The organism is Mucilaginibacter sp. 3215 (assembly GCF_050433785.1).
Taxonomy (GTDB): Bacteria; Bacteroidota; Bacteroidia; order Sphingobacteriales; family Sphingobacteriaceae; genus Mucilaginibacter.
The window spans coordinates 120,916-134,367 of sequence record NZ_JBNPWO010000017.1 but is presented as its reverse complement, the minus strand read 5'-3'; the positions used below and the strand labels follow the sequence as shown (position 1 = coordinate 134,367).

At 44.4% G+C, this 13,452-nt stretch carries 12 protein-coding genes; 7 read left to right on the top strand and 5 right to left on the bottom strand.

What is annotated here, in order from left to right; translation table 11 throughout:
* Window positions 1-274 precede the first annotated feature (274 nt).
* The 3 genes from dinB to ABIC84_RS22405 all read right to left on the bottom strand — a co-directional run bounded on the left by dinB (window position 275) and on the right by ABIC84_RS22405 (window position 3,425).
* Window positions 275-1,393, bottom strand: coding sequence for a DNA polymerase IV (gene dinB / locus ABIC84_RS22415; protein WP_429264995.1), 1,119 nt, complete (start codon window positions 1,391-1,393; stop codon window positions 275-277).
* Window positions 1,394-1,894: 501 nt separating this feature from the next.
* A complete protein-coding gene (locus tag ABIC84_RS22410) occupies window positions 1,895-2,452 on the bottom strand; it encodes a DUF922 domain-containing protein (protein WP_429264994.1) in 558 nt (185 codons plus the stop codon).
* A gap of 25 nt (window positions 2,453-2,477) precedes the next feature.
* The gene (locus tag ABIC84_RS22405) at window positions 2,478-3,425 is read right to left on the bottom strand and encodes an SPFH domain-containing protein (RefSeq protein WP_090534803.1); all 948 of its coding nucleotides are present in this window, start codon (window positions 3,423-3,425) and stop codon (window positions 2,478-2,480) included.
* A 94-nt stretch (window positions 3,426-3,519) separates the two neighbouring features.
* Between ABIC84_RS22405 and ABIC84_RS22400 the strand changes: the two genes are divergently transcribed.
* The gene (locus ABIC84_RS22400) at window positions 3,520-3,708 is read left to right on the top strand and encodes a hypothetical protein (RefSeq protein ID WP_090534854.1); all 189 of its coding nucleotides are present in this window, start codon (window positions 3,520-3,522) and stop codon (window positions 3,706-3,708) included.
* Between the two features lie 296 nt (window positions 3,709-4,004).
* Here ABIC84_RS22400 and ABIC84_RS22395 read toward each other — a convergent pair whose 3' ends face one another.
* Together ABIC84_RS22395 and ABIC84_RS22390 are read right to left on the bottom strand one after the other, a co-directional pair.
* Entirely contained in the window at window positions 4,005-5,147 is a 1,143-nt protein-coding gene (locus ABIC84_RS22395) for a CapA family protein (RefSeq protein WP_429264993.1), read from the bottom strand.
* Window positions 5,148-5,209: 62 nt separating this feature from the next.
* Entirely contained in the window at window positions 5,210-5,815 is a 606-nt protein-coding gene (locus ABIC84_RS22390) for a C40 family peptidase (RefSeq protein WP_112658808.1), read from the bottom strand.
* A 468-nt stretch (window positions 5,816-6,283) separates the two neighbouring features.
* Here ABIC84_RS22390 and pdhA point away from each other — a divergent pair, with 468 nt between their 5' ends.
* The 6 genes from pdhA (at window position 6,284) to trpC (ending at window position 13,308) form a co-directional block, all read left to right on the top strand.
* On the top strand, window positions 6,284-7,279 hold the full coding sequence (pdhA, locus tag ABIC84_RS22385) for a pyruvate dehydrogenase (acetyl-transferring) E1 component subunit alpha (RefSeq protein ID WP_090534807.1): 996 nt from the start codon (window positions 6,284-6,286) through the stop codon (window positions 7,277-7,279).
* Window positions 7,280-7,417: 138 nt separating this feature from the next.
* On the top strand, window positions 7,418-9,085 hold the full coding sequence (locus ABIC84_RS22380) for a 2-oxo acid dehydrogenase subunit E2 (protein ID WP_429264992.1): 1,668 nt from the start codon (window positions 7,418-7,420) through the stop codon (window positions 9,083-9,085).
* Between the two features lie 272 nt (window positions 9,086-9,357).
* Complete coding sequence (locus tag ABIC84_RS22375; RefSeq protein ID WP_429264991.1) at window positions 9,358-9,783, top strand: cytochrome B; 426 nt, start codon at window positions 9,358-9,360, stop codon at window positions 9,781-9,783.
* Between the two features lie 248 nt (window positions 9,784-10,031).
* Entirely contained in the window at window positions 10,032-11,441 is a 1,410-nt protein-coding gene (locus tag ABIC84_RS22370) for an anthranilate synthase component I family protein (RefSeq protein WP_429264990.1), read from the top strand.
* Window positions 11,442-11,493: 52 nt separating this feature from the next.
* Window positions 11,494-12,066 carry an anthranilate synthase component II gene (locus ABIC84_RS22365; protein ID WP_426583801.1) on the top strand — a complete coding sequence of 191 codons (573 nt, stop codon included), beginning with the start codon at window positions 11,494-11,496 and terminating at the stop codon, window positions 12,064-12,066.
* A 459-nt stretch (window positions 12,067-12,525) separates the two neighbouring features.
* Entirely contained in the window at window positions 12,526-13,308 is a 783-nt protein-coding gene (gene trpC, locus ABIC84_RS22360) for an indole-3-glycerol phosphate synthase TrpC (RefSeq protein WP_429264989.1), read from the top strand.
* Window positions 13,309-13,452: the final 144 nt, after the last annotated feature.

Below are 13,452 nucleotides of genomic sequence, written 5' to 3'. Positions count from 1 at the left end.
ATCATTAAGAAACAGAAACAAAGGCGATTAGAAAAACTCGCCTTTGAATTAAATAGGGAACTTGTACCTGCTTAAATTATTATGTCATGGGTAGGTTCTCGAAGCATGGTGGGCAGGCCTCTGCGCGCGACCCTTCGACAGGCTCAGGGTGACAGGCCCTCTTTTGTTATTTCGCTTTGAGAGCCCACCGGATTTAAACGCTACTCATGACAAAAAACAGGTAATGATAAACCTGTCTCGGCAATCGTTAACATGCCCCTGCATAACCAAGTTTTTACAACTCCAATTCCAACTGATCCCCCGGCCCAAGCTCTTTATCATCCCGCTGCTTAACCGGCAATTCACCAAAGTTTGAAAGCGAAATGCCCAACAGCCGCACTTTTACATCATCAACACCTGTTGCAGCCATCAATTGTTTGGCCGTATGGCTGATTGTTTCCAGATCATTTACCGGGGTTGGGAAGGATTGATTGCGGGTGATCTGTTTAAAATCGTGGTATTTTACTTTGAGGGTAATAGTACGGCCTTTCAATTCATATTTGAGCAGCCGGTTATGAACGGTGACCGCTATCTTATCAAGCTCAGCCTCCATTTCCTCAAGAGTTGTCAGGTCATAGGCGAAAGTATCTTCGGCACCCAGGGATTTAGTCTCGCGGTGGGGTTGGACTTCCCTGTTATCAATGCCGCGCACTATTTGGTAGTAAAATTTGCCAACCTTGCCAAAGTGTTTTACAAGGTCACTTTCTTCCAGTCGTTTCAGGTCGGCCCCGGTGTGCAGGCCCATTTGTTTCATTTTTTGAGCGGTTACCTTGCCTACACCAAAGAATTTTTCGACAGGCAGCTGCTCCATAAAATTTTCGATGCTTGATGGCCCGATAAACTTCAGGCCATCGGGCTTATTGATGTCAGATGCTATTTTGGCTACAAATTTATTGATAGACACCCCGGCCGAAGCGGTGAGCTGCAGTTCGTCTTTAATAGCCTGTTTAATGAGTTTGGCTATTTCTATGGCCGAGCCGATGTCCTGCTTATCGTTGGTTACATCCAGGAAAGCTTCATCTAAAGAGAGCGGTTCTATCAGGTCGGTATAACGGCTAAAGATCTCCCGGATATGCTGTGATACCTCCCGGTATACATTAAACCTTGGCCTTACAAACAAAGCATGTGGGCAAAGCTGTAATGCTTTTTTCGATGACATGGCCGACCGGATGCCAAACTTACGCGCTTCGTAACTGGCGGTGGCCACCACACCTCCCCGACCTTCGGGCAAACCGCCCACCACCAAAGGTTTACCCTGGTACTCCGGAAAATCCCGCTGCTCAACCGACGCGTAAAAAGCATCCATATCAATATGGATAATTTTACGATGGGTATTTGATGATTGCTCCGTCATGGTGATGAAAGCAAATATAGCTGGGTTGCAGGCTTGCTGCAATTGTTGTGGCAGGTTTGAGTGTCGCTAAACTCAAGTGCTACAGCAAGCGCAATGTTATTAAGTTAAGCGAACGACAGGTTGCACCAGAGGTGCAGAAGGTTTGTAGAAATCAAATAAACAGTTTTTAGTGTGCCAGAGGTACACAACCAAGGTGTTCCGTATTAACTCGCGCTCGTTTTTAACGAGTACGTAACTGGGTTTGCGTTTATAACGCACAGGCGATACAATCGCCAAACCATATTAAGCCCTCGTTGCAAACGAGCGCAAGATTGGAGAGAAATCTTCCACATCAGGCTCTACAACTATGCCTGTAAAAGTAGGGTGTAGAAGATTTCTCCTCACCAGCTCACGCACGACCCCCTCCGTTGGATCGTCGAAATGACATTTTTTTATCAATGATGAGGTTTATAAAGATGTGTCCGCACGTAGCTCTCAAGAGGGGATTTTAAAAAATGATCTTCAACTTTCCGTATCTCCCGGCAAAAACTTAAGCTTCTGTTGAAAATACACATCCCAGCTGTGCTGTTGCTTACGATCTGTCATGTGAGCCGTGTCTTCGTCATAATCGGCATTGAGCTGTTTGTATTTGGCGTCGATGCGGTTAAAGATGGCCATCGCTTCGTAGTTGTAATTATTGCTGAAACGGGTGTTGCTTACTATGCGTAACAGCTCCTGCTGCTCTAAAAACGCAATGGTGTAATGGCCCTGCTCATGTTTCAGTATTTCGCTGAGTTGCTGCGGAGTATTAACCCTGCTTTTATCAAGCCATGATTTATTGTTGTTAAGGATGAGCCTGATGTTAAAATTAAGCCGGTAGCCCCTGCCTTCGCGCCGGGCCTGGTACCGGTAATCGATGGTGCAATTGGTATAAGCTACAACGCCGCCGGCATTAGCCCGCGGCGTTCCCCAAAAATCATTGGCAGTTAGCTGGTGAAATGATTGCGCCGAAGCCGGAGCAATCATCATTAAAACACACATGGCCGTAGGGCCTATCACTTTCACTATATTTCTTTTCATTTAAAAAACTGGCGGTTTCAAACTTTTACTTTTTGACGTTGTCGGTATGTAAAAGGTTTAAGGCCATCATTTCTTTTAACGTATGTTGCATCTGATCTGTTGAGCCATCCAGGAAAATAACATTCCCTTTTGAGTTTTCGGAGAAGTGTTTGATGGATTCTGTCCACATAGTGAACAGTATAACCGAGGTATCCATATTAGCTTCGGCCATTTCTTTAGCGGCTACAGTCATACCGCGGGCAACTTCCTCACGAAACAGGGCTATACCTTGTCCGCGTAATTGCGCTGCCTCACGCTCGGCCTGAGCCGAAATCTTGATGGCGTTACCTTCTGCTTCGGCCGCTTTGGTTTTGGTGATGAGCAGGGCCTGACCTTCGTTCTCGGCAGCGGCTTTCAGGTTGTTTGAAGCAACTACCTGGCTCATTGATTTCATGATCACATCATCAAAAGTAATGTCGTTTAACTGGAGGTCCTGCAGGTGGTAGCCCCAGCCTTCCAGTATCACATCTAACTGCTCTTTTACGTGTTCAACAATATCGCGGCGTAATATCAGCACCTCGCTCTGGCGTTTGGTAGCTACAAAAGCACGGATGGAGCCTTCAACCGTACGGATCAGGGCCTGCATCAGGTTGCGCTCGTCAACAAATTTAAAAGCTACGTTTTTGATGGTTTCTTCCTGCTGGTCCAATACCGAGTACAGCAGCATGGCCTTAAAATACACATTGGCCTGATCATAAGTTACCGCCTGGAACTCCAGTTCAACTGAGCGGTTCTGGATAGAGATTTTGGAGTAAATGTTTTCGATAAAAGGGATCTTGAAATTAAGCCCCGGGGTTAGGATGCGGCGGTATTTGCCAAATACGGTGATAACTACTATAGTGCCCTGTTTTACAGACACAAACGAGGTAAAAATAGTAATAAGAATAACAACAAAAATGATGATTGTTATCAATGATCCAAATGATTCGGGCATGGTTTGGTTTATTATGTTTAAAATAAAAGTAGCATTAATTATTGGTGTGTTATTTGTTTTTTAAAAAATGCTTATAAAAAACAACACACCTGTCATGAACTTAAAACGAACTTTTGGAGCTATATTGAGCGTGCTTGGTATAGTTGGCCTTATTTATACCGGTGTAGCTATCATAAACCATAGCGCGCAAATAACCACCATGGTGGTTATAGGTATCATCTCATTAATATTTTTTACAACAGGTATCAGCCTGGTGCGAAATACTAAGGATGAAGCAGCTTAAATGTGCGCATTAGCTGCAAATCGCATAGTTTACTCACCCGGTCTACGCTTCGCTGGACCACCCTCTCTTTTCCTTCGGGAAAAGAGTGTAGAAAAATAAAGATCCCCTCTTGAGAGGGGGCGCGGAGAAGCGAGCGGGAGCAGGGGTGTGTTTCTGCTACAAGTTTACCAAAGTAGCAACACATCCCTCCGCTCCTTTCAAGAGAGAATCGCACAATCCCGCGCTTTTTTCTCTTAAGTTTAACAGCGAAGTCGGAGTGAGTAGATACGGCGTTTAATTCCTGCCCTGGTATCTATTTATAAATTCTCGCTCTGAATAACCGGATTAAGGCTGATCTCGCCCTTGTCGGATATCAGTAATCCGGCATTAGGGAAATCAGCTTCCGTAAGTTCCCTGATACGGATAGCAGCCCTGTTAAGCGAATCAAGTTCAAGCCCTTTATCATGCGCCTGCCTTAGGGATATGATGTGTCCATTTAAAAACTCCCCCTTTTTGTTCAGCTTTACTTTTAATAATGGCGCCAGACCACAAACCCCTGCCACGCTTACCGATTTATAAGTACAAAAGTTACCGAGACTGTAAGCGATTAGCCGGTTTTTATAAACCTCCATTGCCCGGTTCACGTGCGGACCATTGCCCAATATAATATCCGCACCAGCATCAATAGCATTATGGGCAAAGGCATTTACATCGCCGCGCTTTTCACTGATGAAGGATTCCATTGCAAAAGGAATATGTTCGTAAGCTACACCCTCGCCACCACCATGAAACGATACAATGAGAATATCACATTGCTGTTTCAGTTGGCTTATGATACGGGTTGCGTTCTTTAGGTCGAGAATAGGCAGGGTATTGGCATTGGGGGCAAAAGCGCAGAAGCCATATTTAACACCGTTACGTTCGAACACTGTGGAAGGGTGGCTAAGCAGTCCGCCATAATTAATCCCTATGCTATCAAGCACGTGAGTGGTACTCATCCGGCCCGTATCGCCAAAATCGCCTATATGGTTATTGGCCAGGCTTAGCAAGTTAAAACCGGCGTCTTTAAAAACGCCTGCATAGGCTGTAGGCATCCTGAATAGATAGGCCTTGCTTCGTTGATGCAGTTTATAATGGGCGGGGTTCCCTCCGTCAAGCAAGCTGCCTTCAAGGTTGCCAAAGGTTACGTCGGCGTTTTTTAGTTCGTCGGCAATAACATTAAAGCTGTTTTTAGCGCTGTCAGGCGGGAGGGTATAATTATTAGGGTACGATGTTCCGAGCATCATATCGCCAACTGCGGCAATGGAGACGGATGAATCAGGCTGAACAACCGCTGCGGTTGTTGTAGTGGTTGTATCCGGTTTAGGTGCAGGGGCCAGGATTTGTTTTTTATTTGGCGGATGGTTACACGCCTGTAAAAACAACGCCAGGCAGGCTGCTGTAAGCAATAAAAATTTCATTATAAAAAAAATCCCCTCACCGGGATGAAGGGACCAAATTAGTTTATTTATTTCAAAATCGTTTAGTTCTTGCTTTCGTCTACATCGTCGCCCATATCGTTGCTACCCGTCGATGCCGAACCTTTAAACTCGTCTTTAAATGAGGCTAACAACCTGCCGCCTTTATAAAAGAAACGGCTGTAGTAAGCGTCGTCAAGGCTGCTGATGGCTACACCTCTTGATGATGCATGGGCAAATTTATTATTACCCAGGTAAATACCTACATGCGAAATGCTGCGGCTGTGGATCTTAAAGAAAACCAAGTCGCCTTCTTTTAACTCATCTTTACCAACAGGGTTAACCATGCTGAAAATATCGCGTGAGTTACGTTTAATATCGAGGTTAAAAACTTCGCTGTACAATTCTTTGGTGAAGGCTGAGCAGTCAATGCCTCTTCTTGAGCTTCCGCCAAAATGGTAAGGGGTACCAATCCAATCGTAAACAAAGTGAAAAAGTTTCATGTTTGAGGTAGCAGATAAAGCAACTCCCATAATTTGGGAAAAGTATGCTTTACCTAAACTTTCCTGGTCGTCTTTGTTATCATCACTGGTGCTTTGGGCACTTTTGGTTTGAGCTTGTGAAGCTACGACGCTGAAAAGTAAGGCAATAGCCAGGGCAAATTTCTTCATTTAATCAGTTTGTTTGTTGAGTTAGGACAACAAATTGTTTATTAAATCAGACACTATGTCTATCGTGCTCTACAAAACTATTTATATTTTTTAAAATTGCAAATAAATGCAGCTTATTTTTCAAAAAATATAAAAAAGTGCTTTTTATTACACATCCTTTTAATAAACAGGCTTTTGTACGTGTCTTAATGTAATTTGGTTGTAATTATTTAAAGGCGTTTTTTAGTCTTTCGCGAAAAACAACGCTTCTAAAACTTCGCAAAACGATAATTTATTGCCTCCTGGTGTGTTTTTTTAAGTTCTATTTTAACCTAACGGGCTATGCCAAACTTAATAAACAGCCGGTTTGTTGTGTTTAAACACACTTTAAGGCCACCAAATAAAATTTTGCAACAATTTGCTTGAGGTTTCGATATTTTGCAGGATATAATTAGATTTGCGCTTTACTCCAAAAAGGTTGTTTAATACATGAGTTCAATCGAAATAAACAAGGACACCTACCTGATGTGGTACGAACAGATGCTATTGATGCGCAGGTTCGAAGAAAAAACAGGACAGTTATACGGACAACAAAAGATCAGGGGCTTTTGCCACTTATATATTGGGCAGGAGGCTGTTTTAGCCGGAGCCATGTCTGTAATTAAACCTGAAGACAGTATGATCACCGCATATCGTGATCATGCTCATGCACTTGCTAAAGGTGTAACTCCAAACGCCATTATGGCCGAAATGTATGGTAAAGCTACCGGATGCTCAAAAGGCAAAGGCGGTTCTATGCACATGTTTGATAAAGAAAAACATTTTTATGGTGGTCACGGCATTGTGGGCGGCCAGGTACCGCTGGGTGCCGGGATTGCTTTTGCCGAAAAATATAAAGGTACCGAGTTTGTGAACATTGCCTATATGGGCGATGGGGCCGTACGTCAGGGCGCGCTTACCGAAACCTTTAATATGGCTGCGCTTTGGAAACTGCCTGTAATTTTTGTTTGCGAAAACAATGGTTATGCCATGGGTACTTCTGTTGAGCGTACAACCGCGCAGACTGATATTTATAAATTAGGCCTGCCTTATGGCATTCCTTCATCACCGGTTGATGGTATGGACCCTGCTGCGGTACACGTAGCAATGGACGAAGCTGTTCAGCGCGCGCGGGCAGGCGAAGGCCCAACCTTCCTTGAAATGCGTACTTACCGCTATAAAGGTCACTCCATGTCCGATCCGCAAAAGTATCGTACTAAAGAGGAGTTGGAAAGCTATAAAGCGAAAGACCCTCTTGAGGCTACCAAACAAACTATCCTTGCCGAAAAATATGCTGATGAAGCATGGTTTGACGAAATGGACGCTAAGATCAAAGCTATTGTTGACGAAGCTGTGAAGTTTGCTGAAGAATCGCCATGGCCGGATGCATCTGAATTATATACAGATGTTTACGTTCAAGAAGATTACCCTTATATAAGGGACTAAGTTTTAAGTCGAAAGTACTAAGTCGAAAGCCTATAGTCTTTGCGGTCAAAAAAAAGACTTCAGGCTAAAAACTTCAGACTTTAAACTTCACGATAAGAACTAACTATATTTATACTGAATTTATAATACTATTAATATATGGCCGAAGTAGTAAAAATGCCTAAAATGAGCGATACCATGACCGAAGGGGTATTGGCGAAATGGCATAAAAAAGTTGGCGACAAGGTTAAATCGGGCGATGTACTGGCCGAGATTGAAACTGATAAAGCTACCATGGATTTTGAATCGTACCAGGATGGTACATTGCTGTATATAGGTATACAGGAAGGTGCTGCCGCCCCGGTTGATTCTGTAATTGCCATTTTAGGTAAAGAAGGTGAAGATTATAAGTCTTTACTTGACCAGGCCGGCAGCGGCGCTGCTGCAAAACCGGCCGAAGAACCTGCTAAAGAAGCAGCACCCGCTGCCGACAAAGCACCTGCCGCTACTACGGCACCAGCCGCACCTAAGGTTGATTTATCGAGCATTCCGGCTACGGTTATCCGCATGCCATTATTGAGCGACACCATGACCGAAGGTACCATTGAAAAATGGAACTTTAAAGTTGGCGATAAAGTAAAAGCAGATGATTCACTGGCTGATGTGGCAACTGATAAGGCTACCATGGAAGTTGTGGGTTACGAAGCCGGTACCTTGTTATATATAGGTGTTAAAGAGGGTGAAGCCGCTAAAGTAAATGATATCATTGCCATAGTAGGTAAAGAAGGTACCGACATCACTCCGTTATTACAGGATGGTGGTTCGGCCCCTGCCGCCGCTGAAGCTGCACCTGCTGCTGAAACTAAAGCGGAGGCGACTGCAACTGCTACTGCCACTGAAGCTTCTAACACTGATGACAGCCGCGTAAAAGCATCTCCGCTGGCGCGTAAAATAGCTAAAGATAAAGGGATCAACCTTAATGATGTAAAAGGCAGCGCTGAAGGCGGCCGTATCATCAAAAAGGATGTGGAAGAATATACACCGTCGGCTAAACCGGCTGCGGCTCCTGTTACTGAAGCTGCACCTGCTGCCGCTCCGGCTGCTGCTGCAAAGGCACCTATCGTATTGCCAACCTTTACAGGCGAAGAGAAATTTAGTGAAAGGCCGGTTACTCAAATGCGTAAAGCTATCAGCCGCCGCTTAAGCGAAAGCTTGTTTACTGCCCCGCATTTCTATGTAACCATGACCATTGATATGGATCAGGCTATTGTGGCCCGTACCCGTATGAACGAGATTGCCCCGGTTAAAATTTCATTTAATGATTTTGTTGTTAAAGCCTGCGCTGTTGCCTTAAGGCAGCATCCTGCTATCAACTCATCATTCCTGGGTGATAAGATCCGCACTAATGAGCACGTTCACGTTGGCGTTGCCGTTGCTGTTGACGAAGGTTTATTGGTACCGGTTATCAAATTTGCCGATGGTAAATCATTAAGTCACATTTCGGTTGAAGTGAAAGAGTTTGCAGGCAAAGCAAAATCTAAAAAACTGCAGCCAAACGAAATGGAAGGTTCTACTTTTACCATTTCAAACCTTGGTATGTTTGGCGTTGATGAGTTTACTGCCATCATTAACACACCAAACGCATGTATCCTTGCTGTAAGCGGTATTCAGGCTGTTCCGGTTGTTAAAAATGGTGCGGTGGTACCTGGCAACATCATGAAGGTTACCCTGAGCGCCGACCACCGCGTGGTTGACGGTGCTACAGCCGCTGCCTTCCTGCAAACATTAAAGCAATTATTAGAAGAGCCGGTAAGGCTGCTGATATAATTTCGGATATCGGATTTTCGATTTCGGATTTTGAAAAGCGATGGGTTTAGGCTCATCGCTTTTTTTGTTTAGAAAAGAATAAACTGCCGCGGGCTTTCAGCCCGTGGTTGCGCATGGTTTCAGCTTTCAGCTGAAGAAATGTAAGCTGAAAGCTTACATAGTGATTCACCACGGGCTGAAAGCCCGCGGCAGTTTATGTCTGCAAAAAATGACACAATGACCTAATGACTTCAATGACCTTTATATCGTATATTCACGGCAAATTTTGATGTATGACACTTTATAGCTTTTTTAAGGAATTCCATTCCGGTTTCAGGTACATTGTTATTGTACTGGTATTGCTGGCCCTTATACGCGCGTTTATGGGCTGGCTGGGTAAAAGACCTTACGGCGAGGGCAACCGCAAGCTTAACCTGTTTGCCATGATCTCGGTACATACGCAATTTTTGCTGGGAATTATTTTGTTTTTTATCAGTCCGATGGTGCAGTTTAGCAAGGATACCATGAAAAACCCTGTCACCCGTTATTTTACGGTTGAGCATTGGGTAATTATGCTTATTGCCATTGTTTTGATCACTATCGGTCACAGCAAATCGAAGAAAGCTGCCCTGCCAGAGGCTAAGCATAAAGCCATCGCTATCTTTTATTTGATCGGGATTGTACTTATTTCGGTAGGTATTATGCTTATTCCACAGTAATTCTACGTAGCTAATAGGATTTAGCAAATAAATAATTTCACAAAAAATTTGACAATTCAAATTTCTTTATAAATTTGTGACCGCGATGATTAAAAACACACATAAAAACAGCTGGTGGCACCAATTAAATTGGCAGCCGGCTTGCGCTTTTTGATCAGAGACAACCTAATCAATTGTGAACCTAAATAGGAAACCCGGCGACCCCAATTCGCCGGGTTTTTTTGTTTTAAGATATTTAAAAAATAAACATGAGCACATTTAAAATTACTACTACTTATAAAAAACTGCTGGCCGACACCACCACACCAGTGAGCATTTACCTTCGCCTGCGCGATGTATTTCCTAACTCGCTGCTGCTGGAAAGCTCCGACTATCACAGTCGCGAAAACAGTACCAGCTACATTTGCTGCGAGCCCTTAAGCGGCATAGTGCTGAATAATGGCGTGCTGAAAAAGCAGTACCCCGATGGCAGTCATGAAACGCTTGAGCCCGGCACGTTTGAGCTGATAGAACAAATCAACAGCTTCATCGGCAGTTTTGAAACCGACTCACTGCCTTTAAAAATGATCACTAATGGTTTGTTCGGTTATTTTACCCATGAGGCTGTTGAGCATTATGAAACCATCAAGCTGAAGCAAAGCGATAATACAGATCGGAAGATCCCGGTAATGCAGTACCACGTTTACAGGTATATCATCGCTATCGATCACTTCAAGAATGAACTCTACATATTCCACAACCAGCCCGAGGGAGCACCAACCAATGGCGGTATCGAAAAGCTGGAATACCTTATCAAAAACAAAAACTTTCCCGAATACAGCTTTAAAAGCAAAGGCGATGAAAAATCAAACCTCACCGGTGACGAGTTCATTACTATCGTAGAAAAAATGAAGCAGCATATTTACCGGGGCGATGTTTTCCAGATAGTTCCATCGAGGGCTTTCTCCCGCACCTTCCTGGGGGATGAGTTTAATGTTTATCGTGCTTTGCGTTCTATCAACCCATCGCCATACCTGTTCTATTTTGATTTCGGCGATTTCAGGATCTTCGGTTCATCACCCGAGGCGCAGATCACCATAAAAAATAATGTGGCCAACATATTCCCGATAGCCGGGACCTTTAAACGCAGCGGCGATGATGAGAAAGACGCCGAGCTGGCCCGCAACCTCGAGAATGACCCCAAAGAATCGGCAGAACACGTGATGCTGGTTGACCTGGCCCGTAACGACCTGAGCCGTCATTGCGAAAATGTAACCGTTAAGGCATTTAAAGAGGTTCAGTATTACTCGCACCTGATCCATTTGGTATCACACGTAAGCGGAAAACTAAAGCCCGGTGTATCGGCCTTTAAAGTTGTAGCTGATACTTACCCGGCGGGCACGCTGAGCGGCGCTCCAAAATACCGTGCTATGGAGATCATCGATGAAAACGAAAATATAAAACGCAGCTTTTACAGCGGTGCTATAGGTTTTTTGGGTTTTAACGGAGATTTTAACCATGCTATTATGATCCGCTCGTTTTTGAGTAAGAACAATACACTGCATTACCAGGCAGGCGCGGGCATAGTCGCCGGTTCGATCCCCGAAAGTGAGCTGAGGGAGGTTGATACCAAGATCTCGGCTTTGAGAAGGGCTTTTGAGTTGGCGGAGGAGCTGTAACTGGTGGTTAGAGACTGGAGATAAGAGATTAGTTGAATTTTAAGAAATGAACATGAAAAATATTTTAATAATAGATAATTACGATTCCTTTACCTATAACCTGGTGCATTTGGTTAATGAGCTTGGCCTGGAATGCGAGGTTTGGAGGAACGACCAGTTTGCTATTGAAGATGTGGACGCTTTTGATAAGATCATCCTATCGCCAGGACCGGGCATCCCTTCAGAGGCTGGTTTACTGCTGGATGTAATAGCAAAGTATGCACCCACCAAAAGCATATTTGGTGTGTGCCTTGGTCAGCAGGCTATTGCCGAAGCATTTGGCGGGAGCCTGTACAATCTTAACCAACCTATGCACGGCATAGCGACGCCGATAAAAGTTACTGATGGCGGTGAAGAACTATTTGCCGGTTTGCCCGAAAGCTTTAAAGTTGGGCGTTACCACTCCTGGGTAGTAAGTGGTAATGATCTGCCCGATTCATTGCAGGTTACCGCTATTGATGAGGCCGATAATTCTATCATGGCGCTTAAGCATAAGCAGTACGATGTAAGGGGCGTACAATTTCACCCCGAATCAATCCTGACCGATTATGGCAAGGAAATGATGCAAAACTGGCTTAAGGCTTAATTTTAAGGAATAATGATAACTTTGAAAAATTGATATAACGTCCCATCAGGGTCTCCCGCAGAGGACCCTAATGTCTGGGGCCAAGCATGTGACGAACCGCAGGGTCCTCTGCGAGAGACCTTGCGGAGAGCGGGACACTTAGCGGTGCGCGGTGGCCGCGTTAGGGATTGCAGTATAAAGCCCACAGCGCGGATGGGGATTGCGGGCCGGAAAGGCGAGGACTTGCAACGAAAAGCCCGGGCCGCAGGCAACGCACAGGATATAAAAATTAATTAAAAATATACTTAATAATCAATAACTTACAACGATGTCAATATAAGGAACAAAGCAATTACCCCCTGTAAATCTCCCACAGAAAGAGAGGCTTCAAATGCATTTAAAATCCTCTCCTCTGGAGCGGGTTGGGTGGGCTAATTGCTTGGTACCTCGCAATAACATAAATATTAGTGCTTCGATCCTATGACGATACTTGATAAAATAGTTGCCAATAAAAAAAGAGAAGTTGCTTCGGCAAAAAAACGTACATCATATACCGTACTTGAAGAATCGGATCATTTTCACCGTGAAACCTATTCATTCAAAGAATTTTTGCTCGATCCCTCACGTACGGGTATCATAGCCGAGTTTAAGCGTAAATCGCCTTCAAAAGGTATTATTAACGATAAGGTGCGGGTTAGCGCCGTTACAACAGATTATGCCGCTGCCGGCGCTTCGGCACTTTCAGTTTTAACCGACCGCAACTTCTTCATGGGGCGCAAAGCCGATCTGGTGAAAGCGCGTTCGGTAAACAGCATCCCTGTATTGCGCAAGGATTTTATGATAGATGAGTACCAGGTGATAGAGGCCAAGTCATTAGGCGCCGATATTATCCTGCTCATAGCCGCTATACTTACACCTACCGAAATTGATACCCTGGCCAAACTTGCCAAAAGTATAGGCCTTAACGTATTACTTGAGGTGCATAACCTCGAAGAGCTGGAACGCAGCATTAACCCCAACCTGGATGCCATTGGCGTAAATAACCGCAACCTGGCCGATTTTACCGTGTCGGTTGAAACCTCTTACAAATTGGCTAAACATATCCCCGCCGAGTTTATGAAGATCTCGGAAAGCGCCATCAGCGATCCTCAAACTATCCGGCACCTTAAACTGGAAGGTTTCAATGGTTTTCTTATTGGCGAAACTTTCATGAAGCAGCAGGATCCGGGACAGGCAATGCGTGATTTTGTAGCTTTGTTATAAGCCAATCCGGATCTTTATAATATTATTATATCGGAGCCGGGGCTGAAACGCTTACCGGCAGATCCCGTAATTGTACGAGGTACACTATCATGCCTCTTTTATACCTGGTTATTTCCTAACCGGGTATTTTTTTAACCTATAAAA